General features: G+C 70.3%; 25 protein-coding genes and 3 pseudogenes. 16 read left to right on the top strand and 12 right to left on the bottom strand.

The window, feature by feature from the left end; translation table 11 throughout:
• Positions 1 to 142 precede the first annotated feature (142 nt).
• Together ACWD4J_RS34950 and ACWD4J_RS34945 are read right to left on the bottom strand one after the other, a co-directional pair.
• Positions 143 to 1,579, bottom strand: coding sequence for an aldehyde dehydrogenase family protein (locus tag ACWD4J_RS34950; RefSeq protein ID WP_451399509.1), 1,437 nt, complete (start codon positions 1,577 to 1,579; stop codon positions 143 to 145).
• A 318-nt stretch (positions 1,580 to 1,897) separates the two neighbouring features.
• Positions 1,898 to 2,902 carry a LacI family DNA-binding transcriptional regulator gene (locus ACWD4J_RS34945; RefSeq protein WP_451399508.1) on the bottom strand — a complete coding sequence of 335 codons (1,005 nt, stop codon included), beginning with the start codon at positions 2,900 to 2,902 and terminating at the stop codon, positions 1,898 to 1,900.
• Positions 2,903 to 3,194: 292 nt separating this feature from the next.
• On the opposite strand from ACWD4J_RS34945, the gene ACWD4J_RS34940 reads away from it, so the two are divergent.
• The 8 genes from ACWD4J_RS34940 to ACWD4J_RS34905 all read left to right on the top strand — a co-directional run bounded on the left by ACWD4J_RS34940 (position 3,195) and on the right by ACWD4J_RS34905 (position 10,967).
• The gene (locus tag ACWD4J_RS34940) at positions 3,195 to 3,419 is read left to right on the top strand and encodes a hypothetical protein (RefSeq protein ID WP_451399507.1); all 225 of its coding nucleotides are present in this window, start codon (positions 3,195 to 3,197) and stop codon (positions 3,417 to 3,419) included.
• A 180-nt stretch (positions 3,420 to 3,599) separates the two neighbouring features.
• Positions 3,600 to 5,114 carry an SPFH domain-containing protein gene (locus tag ACWD4J_RS34935; protein ID WP_451399506.1) on the top strand — a complete coding sequence of 505 codons (1,515 nt, stop codon included), beginning with the start codon at positions 3,600 to 3,602 and terminating at the stop codon, positions 5,112 to 5,114.
• A 125-nt stretch (positions 5,115 to 5,239) separates the two neighbouring features.
• Positions 5,240 to 5,707: a type II toxin-antitoxin system PemK/MazF family toxin gene (locus ACWD4J_RS34930; RefSeq protein ID WP_451399505.1), complete on the top strand. Its 468-nt coding sequence runs from the start codon at positions 5,240 to 5,242 to the stop codon at positions 5,705 to 5,707.
• A gap of 446 nt (positions 5,708 to 6,153) precedes the next feature.
• Complete coding sequence (gene egtA, locus ACWD4J_RS34925; RefSeq protein ID WP_451399504.1) at positions 6,154 to 7,476, top strand: ergothioneine biosynthesis glutamate--cysteine ligase EgtA; 1,323 nt, start codon at positions 6,154 to 6,156, stop codon at positions 7,474 to 7,476.
• Positions 7,473 to 8,840, top strand: coding sequence for an ergothioneine biosynthesis protein EgtB (gene egtB, locus ACWD4J_RS34920; RefSeq protein ID WP_451399503.1), 1,368 nt, complete (start codon positions 7,473 to 7,475; stop codon positions 8,838 to 8,840). Before egtA ends, egtB begins: the two co-directional genes overlap by 4 nt.
• Positions 8,840 to 9,676 (top strand): ergothioneine biosynthesis protein EgtC, encoded by an 837-nt coding sequence (egtC, locus tag ACWD4J_RS34915; RefSeq protein ID WP_451399502.1) that lies wholly within the window; start codon positions 8,840 to 8,842, stop codon positions 9,674 to 9,676. Before egtB ends, egtC begins: the two co-directional genes overlap by 1 nt.
• Positions 9,673 to 10,635 carry an L-histidine N(alpha)-methyltransferase gene (gene egtD, locus ACWD4J_RS34910; RefSeq protein ID WP_451399501.1) on the top strand — a complete coding sequence of 321 codons (963 nt, stop codon included), beginning with the start codon at positions 9,673 to 9,675 and terminating at the stop codon, positions 10,633 to 10,635. The genes egtC and egtD overlap by 4 nt, the downstream gene beginning before the upstream one ends.
• 116 nt (positions 10,636 to 10,751) lie before the next feature.
• Positions 10,752 to 10,967 carry a dodecin gene (locus ACWD4J_RS34905; protein WP_351290862.1) on the top strand — a complete coding sequence of 72 codons (216 nt, stop codon included), beginning with the start codon at positions 10,752 to 10,754 and terminating at the stop codon, positions 10,965 to 10,967.
• 21 nt (positions 10,968 to 10,988) lie between these two features.
• On the opposite strand, the gene ACWD4J_RS34900 is transcribed toward ACWD4J_RS34905, so the two are convergent.
• Positions 10,989 to 11,504, bottom strand: a complete 516-nt coding sequence (locus ACWD4J_RS34900) for a phosphatase domain-containing protein (protein ID WP_451399527.1) — start codon at positions 11,502 to 11,504, stop codon at positions 10,989 to 10,991.
• 145 nt (positions 11,505 to 11,649) lie between these two features.
• Positions 11,650 to 11,871, bottom strand: a complete 222-nt coding sequence (locus ACWD4J_RS34895) for a GntR family transcriptional regulator (protein ID WP_451399500.1) — start codon at positions 11,869 to 11,871, stop codon at positions 11,650 to 11,652.
• Positions 11,872 to 12,001: 130 nt separating this feature from the next.
• Between ACWD4J_RS34895 and ACWD4J_RS34890 the strand changes: the two genes are divergently transcribed.
• From ACWD4J_RS34890 to ACWD4J_RS34880, 3 genes are all read left to right on the top strand, one after another.
• Positions 12,002 to 12,358: a hypothetical protein gene (locus tag ACWD4J_RS34890; RefSeq protein ID WP_451399499.1), complete on the top strand. Its 357-nt coding sequence runs from the start codon at positions 12,002 to 12,004 to the stop codon at positions 12,356 to 12,358.
• A gap of 531 nt (positions 12,359 to 12,889) precedes the next feature.
• Positions 12,890 to 13,858 (top strand): alpha/beta hydrolase, encoded by a 969-nt coding sequence (locus ACWD4J_RS34885; RefSeq protein ID WP_451399498.1) that lies wholly within the window; start codon positions 12,890 to 12,892, stop codon positions 13,856 to 13,858.
• 79 nt (positions 13,859 to 13,937) lie between these two features.
• A complete protein-coding gene (locus ACWD4J_RS34880; RefSeq protein WP_451399497.1) occupies positions 13,938 to 14,156 on the top strand; it encodes a hypothetical protein in 219 nt (72 codons plus the stop codon).
• Positions 14,157 to 14,256: 100 nt separating this feature from the next.
• Here ACWD4J_RS34880 and ACWD4J_RS34875 read toward each other — a convergent pair whose 3' ends face one another.
• From ACWD4J_RS34875 to ACWD4J_RS34860, 4 genes and pseudogenes are all read right to left on the bottom strand, one after another.
• Positions 14,257 to 15,960 carry a family 78 glycoside hydrolase catalytic domain gene (locus ACWD4J_RS34875; protein WP_451399496.1) on the bottom strand — a complete coding sequence of 568 codons (1,704 nt, stop codon included), beginning with the start codon at positions 15,958 to 15,960 and terminating at the stop codon, positions 14,257 to 14,259.
• 101 nt (positions 15,961 to 16,061) lie between these two features.
• Positions 16,062 to 16,582: pseudogene (locus ACWD4J_RS34870) on the bottom strand (dihydrofolate reductase family protein).
• 129 nt (positions 16,583 to 16,711) lie between these two features.
• Positions 16,712 to 16,972: pseudogene (locus ACWD4J_RS34865) on the bottom strand (hypothetical protein); the annotation flags it as partial.
• A 209-nt stretch (positions 16,973 to 17,181) separates the two neighbouring features.
• On the bottom strand, positions 17,182 to 17,973 hold the full coding sequence (locus tag ACWD4J_RS34860; protein ID WP_451399495.1) for an SDR family NAD(P)-dependent oxidoreductase: 792 nt from the start codon (positions 17,971 to 17,973) through the stop codon (positions 17,182 to 17,184).
• 85 nt (positions 17,974 to 18,058) lie between these two features.
• Between ACWD4J_RS34860 and ACWD4J_RS34855 the strand changes: the two genes are divergently transcribed.
• Together ACWD4J_RS34855 and ACWD4J_RS34850 are read left to right on the top strand one after the other, a co-directional pair.
• Positions 18,059 to 18,910 carry a helix-turn-helix transcriptional regulator gene (locus ACWD4J_RS34855; RefSeq protein ID WP_451399494.1) on the top strand — a complete coding sequence of 284 codons (852 nt, stop codon included), beginning with the start codon at positions 18,059 to 18,061 and terminating at the stop codon, positions 18,908 to 18,910.
• A 905-nt stretch (positions 18,911 to 19,815) separates the two neighbouring features.
• Positions 19,816 to 19,974, top strand: a complete 159-nt coding sequence (locus tag ACWD4J_RS34850) for a hypothetical protein (protein WP_451399493.1) — start codon at positions 19,816 to 19,818, stop codon at positions 19,972 to 19,974.
• On the opposite strand, the gene ACWD4J_RS34845 is transcribed toward ACWD4J_RS34850, so the two are convergent.
• Positions 19,964 to 20,647: a TetR/AcrR family transcriptional regulator gene (locus ACWD4J_RS34845; protein ID WP_451399492.1), complete on the bottom strand. Its 684-nt coding sequence runs from the start codon at positions 20,645 to 20,647 to the stop codon at positions 19,964 to 19,966. The genes ACWD4J_RS34850 and ACWD4J_RS34845 overlap by 11 nt on opposite strands.
• Before the next feature lie 157 nt (positions 20,648 to 20,804).
• Here ACWD4J_RS34845 and ACWD4J_RS34840 point away from each other — a divergent pair, with 157 nt between their 5' ends.
• Both ACWD4J_RS34840 and ACWD4J_RS34835 read left to right on the top strand, forming a co-directional pair.
• Complete coding sequence (locus tag ACWD4J_RS34840) at positions 20,805 to 22,157, top strand: serine hydrolase domain-containing protein (RefSeq protein WP_451399491.1); 1,353 nt, start codon at positions 20,805 to 20,807, stop codon at positions 22,155 to 22,157.
• An 81-nt stretch (positions 22,158 to 22,238) separates the two neighbouring features.
• Positions 22,239 to 22,484 (top strand): annotated as a pseudogene (locus ACWD4J_RS34835) (restriction endonuclease); the annotation flags it as partial.
• A gap of 292 nt (positions 22,485 to 22,776) precedes the next feature.
• Here ACWD4J_RS34835 and ACWD4J_RS34830 read toward each other — a convergent pair.
• Together ACWD4J_RS34830 and ACWD4J_RS34825 are read right to left on the bottom strand one after the other, a co-directional pair.
• Complete coding sequence (locus ACWD4J_RS34830; RefSeq protein WP_451399490.1) at positions 22,777 to 23,838, bottom strand: CU044_5270 family protein; 1,062 nt, start codon at positions 23,836 to 23,838, stop codon at positions 22,777 to 22,779.
• Positions 23,835 to 24,440 carry an RNA polymerase sigma factor gene (locus ACWD4J_RS34825; protein ID WP_451399526.1) on the bottom strand — a complete coding sequence of 202 codons (606 nt, stop codon included), beginning with the start codon at positions 24,438 to 24,440 and terminating at the stop codon, positions 23,835 to 23,837. The genes ACWD4J_RS34830 and ACWD4J_RS34825 overlap by 4 nt, the downstream gene beginning before the upstream one ends.
• 305 nt (positions 24,441 to 24,745) lie before the next feature.
• On the opposite strand from ACWD4J_RS34825, the gene ACWD4J_RS34820 reads away from it, so the two are divergent.
• Positions 24,746 to 25,078 (top strand): hypothetical protein, encoded by a 333-nt coding sequence (locus tag ACWD4J_RS34820; RefSeq protein WP_451399489.1) that lies wholly within the window; start codon positions 24,746 to 24,748, stop codon positions 25,076 to 25,078.
• 10 nt (positions 25,079 to 25,088) lie between these two features.
• On the opposite strand, the gene ACWD4J_RS34815 is transcribed toward ACWD4J_RS34820, so the two are convergent.
• On the bottom strand, positions 25,089 to 26,096 hold the full coding sequence (locus ACWD4J_RS34815) for a S66 peptidase family protein (protein ID WP_451399525.1): 1,008 nt from the start codon (positions 26,094 to 26,096) through the stop codon (positions 25,089 to 25,091).
• Positions 26,097 to 26,316: the final 220 nt, after the last annotated feature.

Raw genomic sequence — 26,316 nt, 5'->3', positions numbered from 1 at the left:
CATGAATGCTCTACAGGCTCAGAAATGGCCGATTCCGGGCGCCTGTTGGCACGGGCACGTACATGCGCTCGAACACGGGGATGGCCCGGGCACAGTGGCCCGGGCCGACAGCCGATCGCTCCCCGATACCGGGGCGGCGGCGTCAGAACGGGTAGCCCGCCACGTCCCCGCGCACCGTCGTCCACCGCACCTCGGTGAAGGCGTCCAGATTGGCCTCACCGCCGAAGCGGGCGCCGGTGCCGGACGCGGCGATGCCGCCGAAGGGCGCCACCGCCTCGTCGTTGACGGTCTGATCGTTGATGTGGGCGATGCCGGTCGGGATGCGCTCGGCGAGGTCGAGGCCACGGGCGGTGTCGCGGGTGACGATGCCGAGCGAGAGGCCGTACGGGCCCGCGGAGGCGAGGGCCGCCGCCTCGTCGGCCGTGGCGAAGGACCGCACCGGTGCGACCGGGCCGAAGACCTCCTCCGCGTAGGCGGGCGTGTCGTCGTCGACTCCGGCGAGGACGGTGGGCCGGTAGAAGAGCTCCTGGTGCGTGCCACCCGCGGCGACCTTGGCGCCGCGCGCGGCACTGGCCTCCACCAGGCCGTGGACCTTGGCGAGCTGGCCCTGGTCGATGATCGGGCCGAGGTGGACCTGCTCGCGGTGGGGGTCGCCGACGGCGAGCGAGTCCGCCTTGGCGGCGAGCCGCTCCACGTACTCCTCGTACAGCGAGGCGTGCACGAGGTGGCGGCCCGTCGTCATGCAGATCTGGCCCTGGTGGAAGAAGGAGCCCCAGGCGGCGGTGGAGATCACCGCGTCGATGTCGGCGTCCTCCAGGACGACGAGCGCGGAGTTGCCGCCCAGCTCCAGGTGGACGCGCTTGAGGTGGCGTCCCCCGGCCTCGCCGACCGCGCGGCCCGCGGCGGTGGAGCCGGTGAAGGAGATGACGGGCACGTTCGGGTCGGCGACTAGCGCCTGACCGGCCTCGGCTCCGCCGGGCAGGACGTGCAGCAGGTCCTCCGGCAGCCCGGCCTCGGCGAAGACGGCGGCGAGGGCGAGGCCGCCGCAGACGGCGGTGCGCGGATCCGGCTTGAGCACCACGGCGTTGCCGAGCGCGAGAGCCGGGGCGACCGAGCGGATGGACAGGATGAGCGGGGCGTTGAACGGCGAGATGACGCCGACGACACCCACCGGGACGCGACGCGTGTACGACAGCCGGGGCGCCTCGGTCGGCAGCACCTGACCCGTCGGGCGCGACGCGAGCGCGGCTGCCTCGTAGCACTCCTGGGCGGCCACGTGCAGTTCGAACTCGGCCTTGCCCGGGATGGAGCCGGACTCGCGCACGATCCACTCGCGCAGCTCTTCGGCGTGCGCGGCGAACAGGTCGCCCGCGCGTCGCAGCACCGCGGCGCGCTGGAAGTGCGGGGTGCGGGCCCAGGCGGTCTGAGCGGCACGCGCACTCGTCGCGGCCGCCGTGACGTCCTCGGCGGAGGCCAGTGTGACGGAGGCCAGGGTGTCGCCCGTGGCGGGCTCGGTGACGGCGTACTCACCTCCCGCAAGCGCCCGGGACTGCCAGGTGTTCGGGTCGAGCAGGGCCATGAAGGCTCTCCGATCGGTCACATGTCGTCGAGGGGGAGGCCCCGTGCGCACATCGAGGGGAAGTCCCTTGTGGTGCGGGGCAGGTGCGGCGGTTGCGAGGCAGGATGCCGCGATGCGCCGCAGGCGCGCGAACAGAACGCGGTGCTCTCAGGCATCCCCCCTGGTTGAGCACGCAACATGTTAGTCATCCCGTTCGAAAAACGTGCCGCCGGTCACGCTCTCCGCTGAAGTAACTGGCAGTAACAATGGGGGAGTTCCGGCGAACCGGGCGATCGGGCTCCTATGTGCGGCACACCACGGCAGCGCGGGGGTGCGCGCTCACGTCGAGTCTCGGTGCACGGCGGTCACGCCGAGCACCTTGTGGACCTCGGGCGGCGCGCCGGGGTCGCGGACCGCGCGATCGACGATCTCCGCCAGCTCCCTTCCGGACGGCAGCTCGATCCGTACGGTGCTCAGCCGGGGACGCAGCAGCCTGCCGAGCATGAGGTCGTCGGCGCCCATCACGGCGGTCTCGTCCGGCACGCCGATCCCCTCGTCCTGCAGGGCACGCATCAGCAACATCGCGTACTCGTCGTTGTACGCGAACACACCGTCGAGGGCGAGCCGCCGCCAACTGCCCGCGAGCCGGGCGGCCGACCCCTCGTCGTAGGCGAGGGGCAACTCGGTGATCTCGGCGCCCGTGCCCTGTGCTGCACGGCGTACGCCTTCCAGACGGGGCAGCGAGTAGGCCTCCAGACCCTGCTCCTCGGGTACGACGACGCCGATGCGGCGCCGGCCGCGTGCGAGGAGGTGGTCGCCCGCGCAGTGGCCGACCGTGCGCTGGTCCATGAGGACCGCGTGGGCGCCCTCGGTGCGCTCCTGGCCGAGCGTGATGACGGCCCGCACGCCGGAGCGCTTCAGGACGTCGACGCCCCGTGCGCCGAGGCGCGCGCTGAACGTGCTGAATGTCAGCACGGCGGCCGGCCGCAGCTCCGCCCAGGCCCGGGCGGCCTGCTCGCCGCCCTGCCCGGCGCTGCCGAACTGCACGACCGTGTAGTCGAGACGGCTGAGCGCCCAGTGGAGTTCGTTGAAGAGCCCGCTGTACAGCGGGCCGACGGCGACCTCCGGGGCCGGCAGGAGCACGATGCGGGTGTGCCCGGCCCGCAGGCTGCGGGCGGCGGCGTGCGGAACGTAACCGAGTTCCCTGGCCGCCTCGTGGACCCGGCGCCGGGTGGGCTCACTGATGCGCACCGAGCTGGTGTTGTTCAGTACGTACGACACGGTGGCCCGCGAAACCCCGGCGAGCCGCGCCACGTCGGCACTCGTCGGGACGGACCGCTGCACAGCCCGACGGGGAGCGGACCGCTGCGCTTCAGCGCTGCGAGCGGCGGGCGGCCGAGGCGGGGCCTCGGGCGACACCCCCTGCTGAGCCCCGTAGCCCTGCGCGGTCCCGGGCGCTGCGGCGCCCGGCCGCGCACGCGATTTCACGTCGCCGTCCGGCGTCGGGCCGCATGGCTGCTGTGGTACGGACTGCTTCGGTATCTGCCCCATGACGCGTGGCATCCTTCCATGCCCGACGGCACCGCAAGGGAGTTCACGCCGCCGACCGCACCATAGGGCCCGGTGACCGTACGCTGTGAACGTGGACGACGCGTCGATGGTCGGGCTGATGGGGCGGGTCACCGGCACGGTCGGGCCGGGGCTGGTCGGCGAGGTGATCGTCCGTGTCCGTGGCGGCGCCGAGCACTTCCTCGCGTACCCGGCCTCGGCCGGGGAGCGGATGGAGACCGGCACGGTTGTGGTGATCGTGGAGCACCTGCCTCCGCGCACCGTGTACGTGACGGCGGCGTACGACAGTTGAGGCCCGGGGTTCCTCGTCATCCTCCCCTCGCGGTCCTCGTGAGCGCCCCTTGTACCGAGGACGTTGACGGCCTTCGTCAAGATTGCGACAAGGATGTGTCAGCGTCTTCTCCGCGGCTCTGAGCAGGAGCACACTCCCGTTCGTCCGGTACCGACCGGGTACTGGAAGCAAAGGGGGCGTATGCCGATGTTCGTCGGCGTCGTGGCGGGGGCTGCAGTCGTTGCTCTCGCCGTTGTGATCGGTCTGTTCAAGCTCATGTGGCGGGTGGCAGAACCGAACGAGGCACTCGTCATCTCGGGCTCCAAGCACCGCACCGAGGGGCTCGGCGAGGGCATGGGGTTCCGTATCGTCACGGGTCGCGGCACGCTCGTGCTGCCGGGCGTGCAGGCGGTACGCAAGCTGTCCCTCGATCTCAACGAGACCGAGCTGTCCGTGGACTGCGTCACCCACCAGGGCATTCCGCTCAAGGTGCGGGGCGTGGTCATCTTCAAGGTGGGCGACGACTTCGTGTCGATCGCCAATGCGAGCCGCCGCTTCCTCGACCAGCAGAAGATGATGTCGGAGCGGGTGCACAATGTGTTCGCCGGTCATCTGCGGTCCATCGTGGGCGGCTTGACGGTCGAGGACATGATCCGCGACCGGGAGAAGCTGACCGGTCAGACCCGTGCCGCGTGCGGTACGGAGATGGAGAAGCTCGGGCTCATCGTCGACTCGCTGCAGATCCACGAGATCGAGGACCCGACCGGGTACATCCAGAACCTTGCGATGCCGCACGCGGCCGCCGTGCAGCGCGACGCGCGGATCGCGCAGGCCGAGGCCAACCGCCTCGCCACCGAGGCGGAGCAGCAGGCCTTCGCGAGGATGGCGGAGGCCACCCGGGACAGCGAGATCCTGCAGGCCGGATACCAGGCCCAGCGTGACAAGGCCGCCGCCTCGGCCCGGCAGGCGGGGCCGCTCGCCGATGCCGCGGCCCGCCAGGAGGTCGTCGTCCAGGAGACGCGGGTCGCCGAACTCGAGGCGCACCGGCGCGAACAGCAGCTGCAGGCCGACGTGCGCAAGCCCGCGGACGCCAAGGCGTACGAGAAGCGGACCCTGGCGGAGGCCGAGCGTGACGCCCGTATCTCCGGCGCGCAGGCGAAGGCCAAGGAGACAGAGCTGGCGGCGAGCGCCGAGGCGACCCGGGTCAAGACGGCTGCCGCGGCCGAGGCCGAGGCGACCAAGGCGCGCGGCGCCGCCGCGGCGACCGCCACCCGTGCGACCGGTGAGGCAGAGGCCGCGGCAGCGCAGGCCAAGGGGCTCGCGGAGGCCGAGGCGGCGCGCGCCAAGGGTCTCGCGGAGGCCGAGGCCATCAAGGCCCGTGCGGCCGCGCTCGCCGAGAACCAGGAGGCGGTCGTCGCCCAGCAACTCGCCGAGAACTGGCCCGAGATCGTGGCGGCGGGCGCGGGCGCCTTCAACAGCGTCGACCACATGGTGTTGCTGAACGGCGCCGACGGCCTGTCGGACATGTTCGCCAAGGCGCTCACCATGGGCGGTACGGGGCTTGGCCTCGCCCGTCAGCTGCTGTCGTCGATGAACCAGAACGGCGCCGCACCGAACGGGGCGGCCGCACTCAACGGCCTGGCGCCCGCTTCCGGATCCGCGGCGCGTAAGGAGAAGGTTCCGGTGACGGACGAGAAGCCGTCCGACGGGAATTAAGCCCCCGGTAGGTGTGAGGAGTTGACGTTCAGGGGCGGGGCCGGCGTGCCATGGGCGCGCCGGCCCCGTGCCACTGGTGCCGACCCGAGGACCCGCTCTCCGGTCCCGGCGAGGCAGGTTCTACCGTGAGCCGCGTGACTGAATCCACCGCAGACCCCCGCACGGACGAGACCCCGGGCCGCTTCGGCCCGACCGCGACGGCCGAGGCCGAGCCGAGCCGGGTGGGCCGGGTGCGCACCGAGTACGCGCCCGCCCACGACGGCGATCCCGATCCCGGTGAGATCGTCTGGACCTGGGTGCCGTTCGAGGAGAACGACGGACGCGGCAAGGACCGCCCGGTACTGGTCGTCGCCCGTGAGGCGGCCGGCACACTGCTCGCCGTACAGCTGTCGAGCAAGCGCCACGACCACGACCGGGAGTGGGTGCCGATCGGCCAGGGGCCGTGGGACCGCGAGGGACGCGACTCGTGGGTGAACATCGACCGGGTGCTGCGGGTGCACGAGCGCGGGATGCGGCGCGAGGCGTGCGCGCTGGACCGGATGCGTTTCAACCTGGTGGTGCACCGGTTGCGGGAGCGCTACGGCTGGCGCTGATCACTCGGTACGAGCGGCCCGTCTTCTGATCCTTCTTCTGGCCCGTCTTCGCAGGTCGTGGGCCTGCGCGCCGCCTTCGGGCTGCTCTCGCCGATGACCTCGATTACCGTGGTTGGGAGCGGTGACCGTCGACATCCGCCGGGTCCACCGGTACCGGACCCGGCCCCCATATCGGTGATGCGCTGCGCGATGCCGCGCAGCCGGGAACTCACGCCCGGTCCCCCGCTCTGCCCCGTCTTCCTCATGAACGCATCGTGAGCGCCTCGTGACCTGTCGTGCAACAGACCTTCTCCGTACGAATCCGACCCTCGGGGCACTCTTGTGCGATCCGCTCACAGGGGTTTGGGTGGGACGAGCGCTGCCGTTCCGGTCCACCCATGGCCGGGGCGGCCGCACGGTTCCCGACCGGGAAACCAGGCCGACCTGAAGATCAGGAGGATCCCGGCATGTCCGAGGGAGACTGTACGGATCTCGCCCCCAAGGTCACCGAGGCCGATGTGGAGGCGCTGGTCCACGGCATCTGTTTCAAGACCGGCCCGCCCCGCTCCATCGGTGTCGAACTGGAATGGCTCGTCCACGACGTCCACGGTTTCGACCATGCCGGTGGCTCCATCCCGCGGCATCCCGTACCGCCCGCCCGTCTCGAAGCGGCTTACGCCGTATTGCGGGCCCTGCCCCTGCACTCCGTACTCACCGTGGAACCCGGCGGCCAGCTGGAGCTCAGCTCGCTGCCCGCCGCGTCGCTGATGGAGTGCGTGACCGCCGTGTCGTCCGATCTGTCGGCGGTACGGACGGCACTCGGCCCTCTCGGCCTCGTCCTCACCGGGCTCGGCACCGACCCGTGGTGCCCGCCGTCCCGGCTGCTGCACGCGCCCCGCTACGAGGCGATGGAGACGTATCTCGACCGCGCGGGGATCGCGGGCCGCCTCATGATGTGTTCCTCGGCGTCCGTGCAGGTCTGCCTGGACGCCGGGCACGAGGAGCCGGGGCCGCTCGGGCACGGGCGCCGCTGGCGGCTGGCGCATCTGCTGGGCCCTGTGCTGGTCGCGGCGTTCGCCAACTCTCCGATGAGCGAGGGGCGGCTGACCGGGTGGCGGTCGACCCGGCAGGTGATCTGGGCCGACATCGAACCCGGCCGGTCTGCCGCCCCGCCGCTGGACGGGGACCCGCGGACCGCATGGACCAGACATGTGCTGGACGCCCCCGTGATGTGCATCCGGGCGGACGACGGGCCCTGGGCCGTGCCGGAGGGCCTGAGCCTGCGGGCGTGGGCGCGCTCGGGCGAGCCGCGTCCACCGACCCGCGAGGACGTCGACTACCACCTGACGACGCTGTTCCCGCCCGTGCGGCCGCGCGGGCATCTGGAACTGCGCATGATCGACGCCCAGCCCGGCGAGAACGGCTGGATCGTTCCTCTCGCCGTGACGACAGCGCTGTTCGACGATCCCCAGGCGGCCGAGACCGCGTACCGCACCGTCAAACCCCTGGCCGAACGAGCGGGCCCCCTCCCCGCGCCCCGCAACGAACTGTGGTTGACCGCCGCGCGGGAGGCCCTCCACGACCCCGAGCTGCACGAGGCCGCCGTCATCTGCTTCGCCGCCGCGCAGGAGGCGCTGCCCCGCCTCGGCGCCGACGAGGCCGTGCGGGACGCGGTGGCGGCCTTCACCGACCGCTATGTCGCGCGGGCGCGCTGCCCCGCCGACGATGTGCTCGACCTGCCCGATCTGCTCGACCTGCCTCACGCGCACGGGAAGGACGCACGCCGATGACCGAGACCGTCGCTGCCCACGACCAGGATCCCGAGGCCTTGCGGCAACGCGCCCTGTCCGCACTGCTGACCGCGCGCGACCGCACCACGCTGCTCACCGGTTGCGTGGAGGACCCCGATCTGACCGCGCAGCACTCGCCGCTGATGTCCCCGCTGGTGTGGGACCTCGCCCACATCGGCAACCAGGAAGAGCAGTGGCTGCTGCGGGCCGTCGCCGGGCACGAGGCGATACGACCCGAGATCGACCCGCTGTACGACGCGTTCGAGCACCCGCGCGCGGAGCGGCCCTCACTGCCGCTGCTGCCGCCCCCCGAGGCCCGCCGGTACGCGGCAGAGGTACGCGGCCGGGCCCTGGACGTCCTCGAGCGCACCCCCTTCGAGGGTTCCGCGCTGACCGAGGCGGGCTTCGCGTTCGGGATGATCGCGCAGCACGAGCAGCAGCACGACGAGACGATGCTGATCACGCATCAGCTGCGCAAGGGACCGGCGGCCCTGTCGGCGCCCGACCCCGAGCCCCTGCCATCCCCGTACACCGGCCCGGCCGAAGTCCTCGTCCCCGGCGGCCCGTTCACCATGGGCACATCCACCGAACCCTGGGCGCTGGACAACGAACGCCCCGCCCATGTCCGGCTCGTCCCAGCCTTCTTCATCGACACCACTCCCGTGACGAACGCCGCGTACCAGGCCTTCATCGAGGACGGCGGCTACGACGATCCCCGCTGGTGGGCGCGGGAGGGCTGGACGCACATCAAGGCCCGTTCCATCACCGCTCCCCTGTTCTGGCGGCGCGAGGGCGGGCAGTGGCTGCGGCGGCACTTCGGGGTGACCGAGGCCGTACCGCCGGACGAACCGGTTCTGCACGTCGGCTGGTACGAGGCCGACGCGTACGCGCGCTGGGCGGGCCGCCGGCTGCCCACCGAGGCCGAGTGGGAGAAGGCCGCCCGCCACGACCCCGCGTCGGGTCGTTCGATGCGCTATCCGTGGGGCGACGCCGATCCGACGCCGGACCGCGCCAACCTGGGCCAGCGCCATCTGCGGCCGGCGCCCGCGGGCAGCTATGCGCTCGGCGAGTCGCCCCTGGGCGTACGGCAGTTGATCGGCGACGTCTGGGAGTGGACCGCGAGCGACCTCCTGCCGTATCCCGGATTCGCGGCCTTCCCGTACCGGGAGTACTCGGAGGTGTTCTTCGGCTCCGAGTACAAGGTGCTGCGCGGCGGTTCGTTCGCCGTCGACGCCGTGGCCTGCCGTGGCACGTTCCGCAACTGGGACTATCCGATCCGGCGGCAGATCTTCTCGGGCTTCCGCACCGCCCGCGACGTCACGTCGGCGGACGGAGTCGCAGACGGCCGGTCAGGGGGCGTCTGATGTGCCGGCATCTGGCCTACCTGGGGACGCCCGTGCCGTTCGGCGATCTCGTCGTGGCGCCGCCGCACGGCCTGTACCGACAGTCCTGGGCGCCCCGGCAGCAGCGGCACGGCACCGTCAACGCCGACGGTTTCGGAGTCGGCTGGTACGCGGAAGGGGACCCGGTGCCCGCCCGGTACCGCCGGGCGGGGCCGGTCTGGGGCGACCTGCCGTTCGCGGACCTGGCGCGGGTCGTGCGCACCGGGGCCCTGCTCGCGGCGGTACGCGACGCGACCGTGGCGAGCGCCGACGCAGAGGCCGCAGCCGCGCCCTTCTCCTCTGGTCCATGGCTGTTCAGCCACAACGGCGCGGTGACCGGCTGGCCGCACTCCCTCGCCGTACTCGCCGGGGCGCTGCCGCCCGCCGAGCTGCTCGCGCTGGAGGCCCGCAACGACTCCGCGCTGGTGTGGGCGCTGGTCCTGCACCGGCTGCGGAACGGCGACCAGGAGGGGCAGGCGCTCGCCGACACGGTCCTGGAGGTCGCGGCCGCAGCGCCCGGCTCGCGCCTCAACCTCCTGCTGACCGACGGCGAGACGATCGCCGCGACCGCCTGGGGCGACACGCTCTGGTATCTCGCCGAGCCGGGCCGTCGCGCGGTCGTGGCCTCCGAGCCGTACGACGACGATCCGCACTGGCGCGAGGTGCCGGACCGGACGCTGCTCGTCGCGAGCCGCACCGACGTACTGCTGACGCCGCTGAAGGAGCCGGCGGAGCCGGAATACCCACAGGAACAGCACCAAGTACCCCCGGGGACCGATCTTCACGTACCCCTGAAGACCGAGGAGCCGACCGCGTGAGCCCGTTCCAGCTGACCCGCACCCTGCCCGAGGACGCCACGGACGCGGCCCTGCGCGCCGACGTCCTGCACGGCCTCACCCACACCCCTAAAACGCTGCCGCCCAAGTGGTTCTACGACGCACACGGCAGCGAACTGTTCGAGGAGATCACCGAGCTCCCGGAGTACTACCCGACGCGTGCCGAGCGGGAGATCCTGCTCGCCCGGTCCGCGGAGATCGCCGAGGCCACCGCGGCCCGCACGCTCGTCGAACTCGGCTCCGGCTCGTCCGACAAGACGCGCCATCTCCTCGACGAGCTCCCGGACCTGCACACCTACATCCCTGTGGACGTCAGCGAGAGCGCACTCAAACAGGCCGGTCAGGCGCTGCTCGCCGAGCGGCCCGAGCTGAACGTGCACGCCCTGATCGCCGACTTCACCAGGGACCTCGCGCTGCCGGACGCCCCCGGACCGCGGCTCGTGGCGTTCCTCGGCGGCACCATCGGCAACCTCCTGCCCGCCGAGCGCGCGGAGTTCCTCGCCTCCGTACGCTCCCTGCTCGAGCCCGGTGACGGGCTTCTGCTCGGCACGGACCTGGTCAAGGACGAGTCCGTTCTCGTGGCCGCGTACGACGACGCGGCCGGGGTGACGGCCGCGTTCAACAAGAACGTCCTCGCCGTCGTCAACCGCGAACTGGGCGCCGACTTCGATCCGGCCGACTTCGACCACGTCGCCCTGTGGGACCGCGACAACGAATGGATCGAGATGCGCCTGCGCGCCCTGCAACCGGTCACCGTGAAGATCCCCGCGCTGGACCTGGCGGTCGACTTCGAACAGGGCGAGGAGATGCGCACGGAGATCTCGGCGAAGTTCCGCAAGGACGGCGTGTCGGCCGAACTGGCCGCCGCGCGGCTGGAGCTGACCCGCTGGTGGACGGATACGGCAGGCAGGTTCGCGCTGTCGCTGAGTGTTGCGCGGTGACAGACGTGTCTTCGGCAGCCCGTCCCCACCAGGCCCGGTGCCCGCCTCGCGGACCGGGGCCCGGTGGGGCACCGTGGAGTAAACCGGCCCGGGAGCCGGTCGAGAGGAGCAACCCCATGACGAACCACACCTATCGGGTCACCGAAATCGTCGGTACCTCCCCGGAAGGCGTCAACCAGGCCATCCGCAACGGCATCGCCCGGGCCAATGAAACGCTGCGCCACCTCGACTGGTTCGAGGTCACCCAGGTACGCGGCATGATCGAGAACGGCGAGATCCAGCACTATCAGGTGGGGCTCAAGGTGGGGTTCCGCCTGGAGGACGGGGACTGAGAAGGGCGGCCTTCGGACCCCTCAGGTCCGGCCCTCTCGCTCCTGCGCGTCCTTCAGATCCTCGGACGGTGTGGCCCAGCGCGCCTGTACGACGGTGAAGCCCATGCGGCGGGCCTCCTCGCAGACCACCTCGTCGTCGTCCACGAGCACGCGGACCTCACGGTCGCGGGAGATACGCCGCAGGATCGCCAGCTTCGTGAAGCGGGCGGGCCGGCGATCGTCGTTGCGCCGCGTCCAGATGCGGCCCTCGGGCAGTCCCTGTGCCGCGAGCCAGTCGGCGGTGTCCCGACGGCACCGCTCCGGGCGGCCGGTCAGGTAGACGATCTCGCACTCCTCCGCGCTCTTCAGCGCCAGCGCCACGCCCTCCGCCAGCGGCGGGTCGTGCGGGGCTGCCGCGAAGAAGGCGTCCCAGTCCCGCGGCCTGCGCTCCAGGAACCGCTGTCGGTGCGCGGTGTTTGCGAGGGTGTTGTCCAGGTCGAACACGGCGAGCGGTCTACTGTCGGCCCTGCCCTTGTCCCTGCTGCTGCCCCTGCTCATGTCCGTCACGGGGCCAGCGTAGGGACTGCCTCCCGGGAACCCCGGCAGGGCCCCGGCCGCGGGACCCGAGGCCGGCCCGTCTGCGGGCATCCAGCCAGGGCCGGTCACCCCCACAGCAGTTCACGGCCGGGGCGGACGCCTCCGCTCACAGCACGTAGCTTCCCGCGCCCAGCACCGTGCGAAGACGCCCCTCCTCGCGGAGCTGGACGACCGCCTTCTGGATCGTCGACTGGGTCACCCCGTACTCCGCTGCCAGCGTGACCGTGCCAGGGAAGCGCTCGCCAGGCTTCCACTCCCCGGCATCGAGTCGGCGGCGGAGGTCGTCGGCCACCTGGGGCCACACGGGAACAGAGCGATCAAGATCCATACCTATCAGCGTGCGCGGAGTCGCGGGACTGTGCTACCGCGTAAGCGCGATACCGCGTAAGGTGGAAACGACGAAGCGGCCCGGCGACGCTGCGAACGCCCCGGGCCTGGCCGACTGCGAAGGAGTCGACGTGAACCACCTTAGAAGGCTTCCCTGGGAGGACGAAGGCCGCGCGGCGTTCGTGACGCCCGGCGACGGCATCGTGAACGCCGTCGCGGACGCCATGGAGGCGAACATGATCGAGACGGCGCGAGAGGACGCCCGCCGGGCCCTGGCCCTGGCTGACGACCAGGACGCGTCGAAGGCGGAAATGCTCGTGGCGCTCCGATACGTAGCTCACGCGGTCCAGGACGTGGCCCTGGTCGCGGACCTTCGGGGCGAGCGACTCCCTGCGGCGGACGCTCCCGCAGGCGAAGTGCTCTGGGGTGCGAAGGCCCGCCATATCGGCCAGGCCCTCCGGGAGGTAGGGCGCCGTGGCGACTCCTGAGGCAGCGGACAGCGCGGACAGCGTTGACGGCCAGCGCGGCCAGTAGCGCGGACAGACACGACGAAGGCCCGGCCAGCCCCCAGAACGGGGGGCCGGTCGGGCCTCTTCGTCGTCCGCTGAGAGTGGCCAGCGGCAGCCAGGGAGTCGGACCAGCGGCCGTCATCGTCCGTTACCCACGCGCCCTGACCAGGCGTTTCCCTGCGGGAGTCTGTCGTCAGCGACGGCCTCGCGCTGTACAAGCACGAGCGCCCGCCTCGGGGCACCCCGTCACCGTCCACGTCGGCGGCTGCCACATGGCCGGCAAGCGCAACCCGGCATCCCCCGCGACGTCGCCGTGCGCGCGCTGGCCGAAGGCGTCGAGGCACGCATCGGCGGCGGATGGGCAACTAAAATGGACATAGATACCCATCGGGAGCTTGAACAAGGGTGGAGGCGCTGCCCCCCCCACACACAGCCCGAGCGCATCACGGTGCTCTTCAGCGCCCTGCGCCCCTCACCATGCGCTTCTCGGATTTCCCAGGGAGCATTCCCATGGCTGGTCAAACCGCCTCAATCGTCCTCGAGCCCGAGGCACAGGCGCTCGCCGACGCAACCTCGCAACATCCGTTCCTGTACGAGCTGGATCCGACCGCAGCGCGCAAGGTCCTCGACGACCTCCAGGCCGCGCCGGTCGACAAGCCGCTGGTCGACGAGGAGTGGGTCACAGTTCCGGCATCCGTTGGCGACGTACGGGTACGCATCGTCAAACCGAAGGGCGCCACCGGAACGCTGCCCGTCGTGTTGTACATGCACGGTGGCGGCTGGGTGCTGGGCAACGCCGGCACTCACGACCGCCTGGTACGCGACTTGGCCGTGGGCGCCCATACGGCAGTGGCCTTCGTGGAGTACACGCCGTCGCCCGAGGCGCACTACCCTGTCGCCATCGAGCAGGGCTACGCCACCGCACAGTGGATCGTCCGCGAGGGAGCGTCCAAGGGGTTGGATGCACAGCGCATGGCGGTGGCCGGGGAATCCGTCGGTGGGAACATGACCGCCGCACTCGCCCTCATGGCCAAGCAACGCGGTGACGTCACATTCGTACAGCAGTCGATGTACTACCCGGTCACGGATGCGGCCATGAACACCGGCTCATATGACCAGTTCGCCACCGGCTACTACCTGAGCCGCAAGCTGATGGAATGGTTCTGGGACGCCTACACGACCGACCCGAACCAACGCGCGGAGATCACCGCGTCTCCCAATCAGGCCACCATCGAGCAGCTCTCCGGCCTGCCGCCCGCCCTGCTGATCGTCGACGAGGCCGACGTGCTGCGCGATGAGGGCGAGGCGTACGCGGCCAAACTCCGAGCGGCCGACGTTCCGGTGACCACGGTGCGCTACGACGGCACGGTCCACGACTTCATGATGCTCAACTCGCTGAGTCGGTCCCAAGCCGCCCGCGGAGCCATCGACCAGGCAACGGCGTTCCTGCGCAGCGCCCTCGGCACCGCCCAGGCCTAGGCGCTGCCCGGCGGATCTTGTAAATGTGGAGCGACAACGGGGGGTTGACGTGACAACCCCCCGTTGTCATTCTGTGGGTATGGCAAACACCAGGGATCTCTCCACGCATCAGCCGACCTTCAGCCGCATCAAGGAGGCACGAGAGCAAGCCATCCACCACGCCCGCCTGGCCCAGCAGTTCGCGGCCGAGCGGCGTGACTTGATGCAGGGCCTCATCGACCAGGGCGTGTCGCAGGCCGACATTGCACGGGAGCTTGGCGTGACGCGTCAGGCCATTCAGAAGATGCTGGCCTGCTGAGGGCACCACGCAGCCCATCACGCCCGGAGCCAGAGCTGGATCGCCGCGACGGTGACGGTGCCGGCCGACCCGCGGAGTGTCCGCGCCCTGCTGTTGGCCTTCAGCCTGCCGTGCTGCTCAGCAGGGCCTCGAGATCGGCACCCGCACCGGCGCTGCCGTCTTCGAAGATGACCTTGTTCAGCAGTGCGGGCAGCCGGCGGGCAGGCAAGTCCAGGAATGGTCCCAGTCGCCGGGCCAGTTGCGCGGAGTCCCCGCCCAGACCGTGTCGGGTCAGGACCGCGACTGTGCGTCCCCAGAGTTCGGGATCGTCCATCAGGTCGCGCACGGTGACCGTCTTGGACGATGGGGCGGCCAGGCATGGGTCATCGGTGGTCCAGGTGTGCCTGCCATGGGCCACGGTGACAGGCGGCTGCCCCTGGCCGGGCAGGTGGACCGTGGCCCGGCTTCCCGCAGGCACGAGCACCGTCAGGTGGAAGCGCCCGTCGTCGCGGCTCCAGCTCACCGAAGCCTCGCCGTACGGCGTGAGATGCGTGGCCGTGGCGTGCGTGAGCGATCGGTCGGGCAGTGGGCGCACACGGATCTCGCGGTAGCCGGGTGCGGCGGGGGCGAGTCCCGCCACGGTGCGGTGCATCCAGTCGGCGACTGCCCCGAGCGCGTAGTGGTTGAAGGAGGTCATCTGGCCGGGGTTGATCGATCCGTCGGGCAGCATGCTGTCCCAGCGTTCCCAGACGGTGGTGGCGCCCACCGTCACGGGATACAGCCAGGAGGGGCACCCCTTCTCCAACAGCAGGCGGTGTGCGAGGTCGGGGAATCCGGCGGAGGTGAGGGCGTCGGTCATCAGTGGTGTGCCGACGAAGCCGGTGGCGATTCCGAAGCCGCCGGTGCGGACGAGATCGGCGAGCCTGTGTCCCGCGGCCTTGCGCTGCTGCGGGGTGGCCAGCAGGTCCCATTGCAGGGCCATGGCATACGCGGTCGGCGAGTCGCCCAGGGTACGGCCCGCCTGAGTGACGTACGTGCGGGCGAACGCCTCCCGGGTGCGGTCGGCGAGCGCGGAGTACTGCGTCACGTCCTCGGGACGGCCGAGCACCTGCGCCGTGCGGGCGACGACGTCCGCACACCGGGCCAGGCACGCGGTGGCGACGACGTCCGCGGGAGTGCGGGCGGCGAACAGGTCGTCCGGCGGGGCGGCCGGGTCGAGCCAGTCGCCGAACTGGAAGCCGCCCGCCCAGACTCCGTCGGTCGTGAGTGAGGCGATCTTGTCGACCCATCGACGAGCGCTCTCGAACTGCCGGCGGAGGATGCCGAGGTCGCCGTACCGCTCATACAGCACCCAGGGCACCACCGGTGCCGCGTCGCCCCAGGCTGCGGCGGTGGGGACCTCTGTGTCCAGGACATCGGGGATCACCCAGGGCACTGCGCCGTCGGAATGCTGGTCGGCGGCGGGATCGGCGAGCCAGGAGGACAGAAAGCCGGCCGTGTCGAAGAGGAAGGAGGCGGTCGGGGAGAAAACCTGGATGTCGCCGGTCCAGCCGAGCCGCTCGTCACGCTGAGGGCAGTCCGTCGGTACGTCGAGGAAGTTGCCCCGCGTGCCTCGGACGACGTTCTCGTGGAACTGTTCGAGATCCGGGTCGGAGCACGCGAACCAGCCTGTACGGCGCAGGTCGCTGCTCACCACGACGGCTTGCAGATCCTCGGGGGCCAGGTCGGGGACGCCGGTGACCTCGGCGTACCGGAAGCCGTGGAAGGTGAGCGAGGGTTCGAGGACGGTCTCGGTGGCATCGGCCAGGAGCCGAACCGGCGACATCCCCCGCGCCGCCCTCGTCCTCAACTGACATTGGAAGTGATCTTCACCGAGAAGGCGTCACTGACTGGCCCGTTCTTCCCAGGGATCGGCGGACGAGCCGGCTAACGCGCCACGCGGTAGCGGAGGTAGACGACTCTCGAGCTGAAGGTGCGGGTCTCGACGAGTTCGAGATCCACCCGGCGCTCGCGCTGGGGAAAGAACGGAATGCCACCGCCAACCAGCACCGGGTAGACCCTGGCCCGGTACTCGTCGATCAGACCCAACGCGGCCGCCTCGGCGGCGAGAGTCGCGCCGCCGATCGCGATGTCGCCCTCCCCCGGCTCGGCTCGCAACCGCTCGATCTCCTCCGCCAGGCCGCCGGAAGCCAGGCGGGCGGGAGCGGCTTCCAGAGCGCGGCCCACTCGAGCGTGGAGTCGTCGAGCGATGGATCCTGGCCGGCTGTCTCCCAGTACAGCATCGTCTCGTACAGCCGTCGTCCCAACAGGTGGACGCCGACCTCCCGAATCTCGTCGATCCAGGAGCGAAAGACCTCCTCGTCGGGCGCCGTCCAGTCGAAGTCGCCGTCCGGCCCGACGATGTAGCCGTCAAGTGAGACGTTCATCGAATAGGTCACGCTGCGCATCAGAAGTCCTCCTCGGTAACGGGTTCGACAGTACGACCGCCGGACGCCGCAGAACTCATCGCGACTCGCGGGATCCCCTGGGCCGAGTCACCTCATGAGGTCATTTCGTTGAGAAAACCTCACTGGGACTTATGGCGTAAGGTGAAGTGAACTTATGACATAAGGGCGTGTCTCACGTGGCGAGTTTCGCGAGTTTTTTGTAGCGGTGTGGGCGGTGGCCAGGCCGAGGAAGGCGAGGAAGTGACTGCCCTTTCGTTCGTACCGGACGGTGAGGCGGCGGTAGCCGAAGAGCCAGGCGATGGACCGCTCGGTCTTCCAGCGGTGTCGGCCGAGCCGTTCGCCGGACTCGATGCCGGGGCGTGCGATGTGGGGGACGATGCCGCGCGTCCGAAGCCAGGCTAGGTGGCCGGATGCGAGCAGCCCATTGAGCTCGTCTACCGACCCCACCGCCTGGCCCGCGCACCGTGACCAGAAGACCGCCATCAGGGCGGACCGCCCGGACCGCTGTACCGGACCTTGAAGTTCTCGCTTTGGCTGAGGACCCGGGCTGTTGCTGAGGTAGGGCGCGGTGCGGCCACGGCTTGCCCAGACTCTCCCTTTCAGGCGCCGGCGCCGCCGTCGACCGGGACGATCGCGCCGGTCACCATCGAGGCACGGTCGCTGAGCAGCCAGGCGGCGACCTCGGCGACCTCGCGGGGCTCGGCCATGCGGCCGAGCGGGGTGGCCGCGTTGTTGGCCTCGATGATGCCGGGGGTCGCCGCCTCCCACGCGTCGATCATCTCCGTGGCGGTGCCGCCGGGGGTGAGGCCGTTGACCCGGATGCCCTGGGGGGCCCAGGTCACGGCGGCGGTCTCGGTGATGCTGTTGAGTGCACGCTTCATTGCGGCGTAGGCGGGAAGGACGGGGTTCGCGCGGCGGCTGCCGATGCTCGAGGTGTTGACGATCGCCCCGCCACCGCCCCGTCGCATGAGCGCGGCCTCAGCGTTCATGGCGGTCCAGTGCGAGCGGAAGTTCACGGCGAACTGGTCGTCGATGTCCTCCTCGCTCGTGGTGTCGAGCGGGCCGGGCTGCTGGATCGTCGCGCCGTTGTTGAACGCGCCGTCGAGCCGTCCGTGCAGCTCTTCGACGCGGTCGACGGCGGCGCGGATGCTCGCGCGGTCGGCGAGGTCCAGGGTGACGGCGTCGGCGACGCCGCCGTCGGCACGGATCTCGGTGACGATGCGGTCGAGGGCGTCGGTGCTGCGGGCGGCGAGCACGACAGTGGCGCCCTCGGAGGCGAAGAGCCGGGCCGCGGCGGCCCCGATGCCGCGGCTGGCGCCGGTGATGAACAGGACCTTGCCGGTGAGCAGGCCGATGGGTGCGCTGTCGGTGGTGTTCGTGTTGTTCGTCATGGCAACAGCGTCCGGCCGGCTGCCAGCCGGATACAGGCACAGGCTGTACCAGGATCCGCCGCCGCGCCGCGCGCACACTGGGCGTATGGACAAACAGGAACTCGGGGCGTTCCTCCGCAGCCGTCGCGAGCGGCTCCGCCCGCAGGACGTCGGCCTCCCCTCCGGCACGCGACGCCGCACACCAGGTCTTCGCCGCGAGGAAGTGGCGGTCCTCGCGCACATCTCCACGGAGTACTACATCCGGCTCGAGCAGGGCAGGGCGCCACGCCCCTCGGGCGACGTCCTGGCCGCGATCGCGGGAGCGCTGCGGCTCACCGACGCAGAGTCCGACCACCTCCACGTCCTCGCGGGCACCGCGCCGAACCGTACCGGACTGCACCGGCGCGACGTCCGCCCGAGCATCCTCGCGCTCCTTCAGCGGCTGCCGCAGACAGCCGGCTTCGCGATGTCCGCCGCATGCGAGGTCCTCGCCTGGAACGACCTCGCGGCCGCGCTCATGGAGGACTTCGCCCCGCTCGCCCCCGAGGACCGCAACCTCGCGCGCCGGGCCTTCCCCGGGCCGCAGCGCGCCGATGCGACGCTCTACGGGATCTCCGACGCCGCCGAGTTCCGGCTGAGCGTCGTGATGCAGCTCCACACCACCCTCGCCCGCTACCCCACCGATCCCGCGGTGACCGACCTCGTCGACGAACTCCGCGACACCAGCCCCGACTTCGCCCGGCTCTGGGAACGGCACGACGTGCAGGCCGCGCCGATGCTCACCAAAACCTTCCGCCACCCGGCCGTCGGCGACGTCACCATCGACTGCGACACCCTCACCCTCACCGACCGTGACCAGTACCTCGTGCTCTTCAGCGCGCCGCCGGGATCCCCCGGTGCCGAGGCCCTCGCCCTGCTGAACGTCCTGGGAGCAGAGGCCAGTCACTACCTGCCGTAGCGCCACAGCCAGCCACCCGAGCACCATCGCCGACAGGGCGACTGCTGATCCGGTCGGCCGTGATCTCCTCGTCCGGCACTGCTGGCGGTGGGTGTGCGCCGAATTCGGCCGACGTCTCCCTGGCCGGGGTCTCACCCTCAGGGGCACTTTGGCGAACCGACGAAATGCGGCTCGCAGGGTAACGGAATGCGCGGAGTGGGGTCAGCGGGCCGGTCGGCCGCCGCGGGTTCGTCGGCGCTCGCTCTGTGATGGGTTCCCAGTCTGGGAACGCTGGTCTGCTCAGGGATCTTGGGGCGTTCCTGGAAGGTGAACTCGGTGGCGAGCGCGGGAGCTCGGCGGGCCTCCCTCGGTGGTGGTGGAGGGCTGATTGCCGCCCAGTTCGTACAACTCCCGCAGACGGTTCACGATCCGTCCAGTCTTGACCGCTCCGAGGCGGACTGGCGGGCGCTTCGGACGGGGCTTCGCTGCGGACTTCGCGGTCTTCCTCACCACGATCGAAGTCTTCGCCACCAGCTGGTTCCCAAGCTGGGAACCAGCTCTGACTACCCAGACCGACGACATCCGCGTACGGAAGTTCACCGGGAATCTCCACGTCTTCACGCGGGGCCCTCACTCGGTAGCGGCCGCATTTCAGTAGGTCAGCGCATACCGTCGGTTGGCCTCTTTGACGCACATCTGGGTCACACCCCCACTTCACCCGCGGCGCGGGGAGCCCCGCCACCCTGGCGATGATGTTCAAGCTGGTCGAGTCCGCCCAGGCCCGCTGGCGCGCGTCACGGGAGCCCATCTCGAGCGGCAGGACCAAGCCGCATGAACCCCTACGACGCCCCGAAGGAGGGGCCGGCCGAGCACCTGTTCTGCCTACCTGCGCGAGCTCGCGCAGGTCACCGGCCGAGGAGACGGCTGTGGTCAAGAAGGTCCTCACCGATCCAGACCAGACCATGACCCAGTCCGCTGTGCTGCGGCACCTGGACCGCCGGGCCATCGCCCTCCGCTCCGGCGCCGCCTTCGAACCGTGGGCCGGGCATACCTTCCCGGATGATCGTGTGATGGTCACCGAGTAGGCCCGCGCTGCAGCGCTTCCAGCCCGTCGAGGATGACCTGGAGGCCGAACTGGAAAGTGTTGTCGGGCACCGCGCCGTAGGCAGCGCTGTGGGTGTCCAGGCGGGCGCGCAGCCGAGGGAACTGTGCGGCGATCTCACGGGCCTCGGCCTTGGCGTTACTGATGACCTGTTCGGCGTTGCTGCTGCCTTCGCGCCGCAGTTTGCGGGTGAGTGAGGCTGCCGCGGCTGGGCCGAGGGCGTTGCCGAGGACGAAGGTGAACACGGCGGCCGCGGCCTGGTCGGCTGCGGAGCCGATGAATCCTGCGGCCTCGTAGATGGCGAGGAGGTGGTCGTCGTGGCGGGCCTTGCCGGGGCCGAACACGAGGAAGGAGCCGAAGGCCTGCAGCAGCCACGGGTGACGGGTGAGCATTGCATGCAGGTCGGTGGCCATGGTGGTGGCTGCCGTGCGCCAGTCGACCAGGTCAGGGTCGGGCAGCGTGATTTCGTGCCACAGCTGGTCGCTGGCGAGGGCGATGAGGTTGTCCTTGCTGCCCACGTGCCAGTAGACCGCGGTGGCCGCCGAGCCCAACCGCTGGCCCAGTGCCCGCATGTTCAGGCCCTCCAGCCCTTCGGTGTCCAGTAGGGCGATAGCGGCAGTGAGGATCTGTTCGCGGGTCAGCGTGTTGCGGGGCATGGATTCACGATAGCCGTCGACTTGCACGGCGTTCAAGAAACTTCTTGCACGGCGTTCAAGTCGTTCACTAGCCTTCACTTGAACAAAGTGCAAGTCGCCGCGTCGCCCGGTGGACTCGGGGTCGTGCGCGAACCACACCGACCGAGAGGGAATCGAGATGTCACGCGATGCGCTGGCGGAGTTCGTCGAGGCGAAGGCCAAGGAGTTCGACATCCCGGGTGCAGCGGTGGGGGTCTGGGCGGACGGACGGGAGCTGACCGCCTGTCACGGCGTGACGAGCATCGACAACCCGCTGCCCGTCGACCGGGACACGCTGTTCGTGCTGGGCTCGGTCACCAAGACCTACACGGCGACCGCGATCATGCGCCTGGTCGAGGCGGGGCGGGTCGAGTTGGAGGCGCCGGTCCGCCGCTACGTTCCCGAACTCCGGCTCCCCGACGAGGACGCGGCCGCACAGATCACCATCCTGAACCTGCTCAACCACACCGCCGGGCTGGACACCCGGATGGTCTTCGACAGCGGAGACGGAGACGACGCGCTGGCCGGCGAGGTGGCCAAGATGGCCGAGGTGACGCTGATCGGTCCGGTCGGCGGCCGTGCCTCCTACAGCCAGCTCGGCTACAACCTGCTCGGCCGGGTCATCGAGAACGTCACCGGCGAGACCTACGAGGGCGCTGTCGCCTCACTCGTCCTGGAGCAGGTCGGCCTGGCCAACAGCGTATTCACCGCCGGACAGGCCATCACCCGCCGGTTCGCCGTGGGCCACAACCTCAGCGAAGGGGCGCTCAAGGTCGCCCGGACATGGAAGGACACGCGCGGCAACAACCCGGGCGGCGGCCTGGTGTCCTCGGTCTCCGACCAACTGCGCTGGGCCCGGTTCCACCTCGGCGGCGGTGACCTGGCGCGGCGGATGCAGGAGCCGACGGTGGAGTTGCACGGCTCCACGCTCGGTGACGCCGTCGGCCTCGGCTGGTTCCTGCGCGACGTGGACGCTGTGCGCACCGTCGGGCACGGCGGATCGACCAATGGCCAGTTCGCCAACCTGCTGCTGGTTCCGGAGCGGGACTTCGCCATCGTGGCGGTGTCCAACGCCGGCCCCGACAGCGGGCTGGAGTTCAATCAGGCCGTGCTCCGCTGGGCGCTCGAACACTACCTCGGCGTGGTCGAGCGCGACCCCGAGCCGCTCCCGTACGACCCGCAGCGCGCTCAGGAGATCATCGGACACTACGAGAACGAATTCATGACGCTGATCATCGACACCGACGGTGACACGATGACAGTTGAATGCCGGATCAAGCCCGAGATCCGCACGGCGTCCGAGAAGGAACTGCCGCCAGACCTGCCGCCGGCCGGGCTCGGCCTACTCCCCGGAAGCGGCGACGAGTACATCGTCACCGGCGGCGGCTTGATCGGCCAGCGCGGTTTCCTCACCCGCGACGCCGACGGCGCCATCATCGGGGCGGACCTGGCCGGACGGCTCTTCAACCGGGCTCCGACACCCGCCGAGTGACACCTTGGCCCCCCGGAGAGCACCGCAGGCGAGGCAGTGACAGCCTCGCCTGGGTCCACAACATTTGCGCAACGGGGCCCGGGGTCGGCGGTGGGCACGCCGGATCTGCAGGTGCTCAACGGGACGGCCCGGCAGGTGCACGGGGCTGACGTCGCGGTGATCGTGACGAACGGGCGGGTGACCGCACCGGCCGTGGCGTTCGCCAAGCAGCAGCGCCTGCATGTCGTGGACCGCCAGACGCTGGCCGTATGGGCGTCGGGCTCGCGTCCGCTGTGGGAGCTGCTGCGGGCGGTGCCGCCGCCACGTCGGTCAACGCCTTTGAGCTGAAAGGTGCAGCTTGTCCACCTCTGCGGATGGGCTGTGGCCCGTGGTCAAGGGGAACCCGGCACATTTGCCGGGTTCCCCTTAACCGTGCGGGTCGTCCTCCACGACCTCCGCGTCAATGACGTCGTCAGCTGGGACGATGACCTTCGCGAGGATGCGACCGACTTTGCGGAGCCGCTTATCCGGAGTCCGGGGACCCGTCCCCGCCCACCGTCATAGCCGACGGCGCGCGGGCGTTCGACTCGCTCGACGACTTTCGAGGGGCACGCCGGCGGCCGACCTGGGCACCGGACGGTCAGCTCTGGGGCTCGGTCCGTGTCCGCTCCGCGTCCGCGGGCTGTTGGCCGGCCTTGTCGACGACGGCGAGTTCCAGCTCGGCCTCGCTGGACAGCAGCGTTCCGGCCTTTCCGTACGAGGTGTCCTTGGTCAGATAGCTACGGGAGCCGAGGAAGGAGAAGTCCTTCTCGTCGAAGACCCACTCGGTCCGGATGTCGTAGCGCGTGTCGTCGCGGGCGATGCCGAGGCCCCGGCGGCCGATCGCGTCGCGGGCCTGCGGGGCCGGGGCGACGCCGGGGATCTTCGCCGCGGCCCGGTAGAGGGCGGCGGCCGTGCGGGGCGGCATCACCCCGCCGAGCAGGGACCCGATCTGCTCGAACACCGCCTGGTCACGTTCCCGGCCCTCAGCTTGCGGGGTCTTGGCATACAGAGAGGCCAGCAGCTTGTCGGGGTCGGTGGGCAGCGAGCTCAGCCAGCGGTAGGTGGGTCGGTTGATGCCGGCCGGGGTGCCGTCGGTGTCACCGAGTTCGGCGTTGATGGGGAAGGTCTCACCGTCCTCCCGGATCAGGCCGAGCTTGTGCAAGGGCCCCGGCTCCTGCGCGGCCCACATCTCACGGTCCATCAATGGGCCGAGGACGGCCTTCCCACTGGTCAGGTCGGCTCCGCGGGTCTTCTCCCGGGTGTAGACGAACTGGTCGTCCCGCACGGTGGGCGTGGCGCGTTCCTCCGCGACGTCGGAGATCCGGTCCAGGAGCGCCGCGGCGGGCTGCATGTCCGTGGCCGCACGATGCGAAGCGGTGCCGGAGGGTTCCCGGTCGCTGCCGTTCAGGGCGATTCCCGCGGCCAGCGCGCAGGCCAGGGTCAGCGCGGTCGCCGGCGCCAGGAGCACGGGCCGCAGCAGCCGACGGGCCGGGCGGGTACGGGTCGCCTGGTCTCGGTCGATGTGGTGCATCAGCAGTTCCTTGTGACGAAGGTGCTGCTCGCGCGGAAGGTCCCAGTCGGCCGGGGCCGGCAGCAGGCGGGCGATCTCTTCGCGGTCGCCGTTCCGCTCCGGGGAAGCGCCGGTGGTCTTGTCGTTCATGTGAGCTCCTCCCGTACGGGCAGGGCCGCGATCGCGGCCGCACTTGTCATCTCTCCGCGGGTGGTGGGTGGTTCCCGGTCTTCTTCCGCGAGGTGGGCGAGCTTCTTACGGGCACGCGAAAGGCGGGAACGTACGGTGCCGACGGCGATGCCCAGGGCTTCGGCCGTCTGCTGGTAGTCCAGGCCGGACCACACGCACAGGGCCAGTACCTCCCGCTCCTGGCGTCGCAGCCGGCCCAGGGCGGCCTGCACGGCACGCAGGCGCCGTGCGTCGTCGATGCGCCCGACCGTCCGGGGCGCAAAGTCCTCCTCGGCAGGTGGCTGCGACTGACGCGCCAGGAACAGCTGGCGTCTGCGCAGTCCCCGGCGGGCGTTGTCCGCCTTGTGGGTGGCAATGCCCAGCAGCCAGGGCAGCAGGGAGCCGCCGTCCTCGCGCACCCGTGCGCGGGTCCGCCACGCGGTCAGGAACGTTTCGGACATGATCTCTTCGGCTGTCGACCAGTCGCCGGTCAACCGCAGCCCGTGGTTGTACACGGCGCGGGCGAACTCCTCGTACAGCTGGGCGAACGCCTCGCGGTCCCCCTCGCGGACGCGGCGGCGCACATCGTTTTCTGAGTCCCTCACGACCACTTCTCTCCGCGACACGAGAGGAGTTCCTGTGGCCTGTGTCACGCACCGGTACGGTCCCTGAAGCAAGGCCATGGCCGCAGGAGGCACCTGGGCCCTCACCGTCAACACCCCCGCCGGCGAGCAGCACCCATCATCTCTCCGTCGCCGGCATCTCCCGGGCACTCGCCAAACACGCCAGGCGCGAGGCGTACCCCGAAGCCGTCGAACAGGCCCACGCCGACCACGCCGCCCTCCATGCCGGCGAACTCCCCGGCCCCCGGGCTGAGCCGGAGGACGAGTTGCAGGCGTTCTTCGACCACGCCGATGACGAGGTAAGCCGGGTCCGGGGCCGTGGCCGCAAGGGGTGGTTGCCTGCCTTCCGCGACGCGATGCTGTTCAAGACTGCATACGCCTACGGGCTGCGGCGCAACGATACGAGGATGCTGGATGTCGCCGATTTCGGCCGCAACCCCGAAGGCCCGGAGTTCGGCGAGTACGGCGTCTGCTACATCCGCCACGGCAAGGCCAAGAAGGGCTCACCCCCCAAGCGCCGCAGCGTACTGACGGTATGGGAGTGGTCCGCCGAGATCCTCGACCAGTGGATGAGTGAAGTCCGGCTGTCGGCTCACTGATCCGCATTGCTCAGCCGACCGGTCCCGTCATCGTGTGCGGCCGTACCGCCGGTTCGAGCAGCGACAAGCTCCGCTGCTGCGCATCGAGGGCGACGCGGATGCCGACCGGCATCGGCAGATTCGGGCCGGCGTGTCCGAACTCGACGTTGCCCAGGACCGGGATGTCACGGTCGCCAAGGACGTCGAGGACGATCTCGGACAGGGTCGGGGACGCGTCGGTCGAGCCGAGTCCGTCGATCGCGTACGGGACGCCCACGACCATGCCGGAGATCCGATCGAGGATGCCGCAGTGCCGCAGTACCTGTAGATAGCTCCACACATACGATGCTTGGCCGCCGATCTCCTCCCAGAACAGCACCGCGCCGTCGAACCATTCGAGCGGCAGCGCGTAGGGCATCGCCTGCGCCAGCACGATGCGATTGATCACCCCGCCGATCAGCCGGCCTTCGGTGCGACCGGCACGCCAGCACTCCCACGTCGGGGTGGCCGGCAGCGCACCGATCGGCTCCGTACCGGTCAGCAGCGTCGAGTAGAGCTTTTCAAGTTCCGCTCGGCGTGCTGCGGGCGCGGCCTGCCAGTGCCCGCCGAGTCCAGGGGTGGCCAAGTCGGTATGGAAGCCGACCAGACCCGTGCGCGCATAGAGCACCAGATGCAGCAGCGAGATGTCGCTGTAGCCGAGGATCGGCTTGGGGTCGGCAGTGATCGCCTCGACGTCGATCAGGTCGAGGTAGCCGAGCGCCGTCTGGCCGCCGTCATGCGCGATGATGGCGCGCACCTCAGGATCACGCAGAAGAGCATTGAATTCCCTGGCGATCTCCGCCGGCGTAGCCGCGCTCCACCAATGATGCCGCCCTGCTTCGAGCAGCGGTGCCCGACGCACACGGAATCCCATCCGCTCGAGCACGACTACCGCCTGCTCGAGGTCGGGCTCGTAAGCGGCATGGAGCGGCCCGGACAGCGATGCGATAACGACGAGATCTCCGGGCCTCAGGGCACGAGGTCGAAGCAGTTGAGGCAGCGCAGTAAGGGGCACCGAGGCAGTATCCCGACACCCTCAGCACCACGCGACACATTTACCGACCGACCGTCCAGCACGCCTTGCCTGCATACCCAGGCTGGTCCCCATACCTGAGCCACTACGGCGTCTGTCCATGAAGCCCCTGGGCCCAGAGCAAGCCGCCCTCCGGGGCCACTTCACGACGCCTGATCTTCGCGAATCATGTCCAAACTGGAGCCAG

This window comes from Streptomyces sp. NPDC002577 (assembly GCF_053594815.1).
This window is presented reverse-complemented; position numbering and strand designations above follow the sequence as displayed.